The organism is Pseudomonas sp. Kh14 (assembly GCF_900291005.1).
GTDB lineage: Bacteria > Pseudomonadota > Gammaproteobacteria > Pseudomonadales > Pseudomonadaceae > Aquipseudomonas > Aquipseudomonas alloputida.
The window spans coordinates 1-240 of sequence record NZ_OLKJ01000285.1 but is presented as its reverse complement, the minus strand read 5'-3'; the positions used below and the strand labels follow the sequence as shown (position 1 = coordinate 240).

1 protein-coding gene is annotated in these 240 nt (G+C 45.8%); it reads left to right on the top strand.

The features are described from left to right. Positions 1–240, top strand: a 240-nt coding sequence (locus FQ668_RS28135) for an outer membrane protein transport protein (protein ID WP_178097265.1), incomplete at both ends; no start/stop codon positions are given.

Below are 240 nucleotides of genomic sequence, written 5' to 3'. Positions count from 1 at the left end.
AGCTAGAGCGTACAACTAGCCCTTCTACACCTGTGCTAAATGAAACCAAAGTTGTAAACATTGATGCTAGCGGCGTTGGTGTTGGTTTCAATGTCGGTACTGTGTTTGAGCTGAATGAAGATAACCGATTCGGTTTAGCATACCACTATAGCCCAACAGTTACCGCAGATGGCACCGTTGAATATCTGGCCGATCCAAATGCCAGCAGTATCGATCTAAAGCTGCCTAGCATGGTAGAGT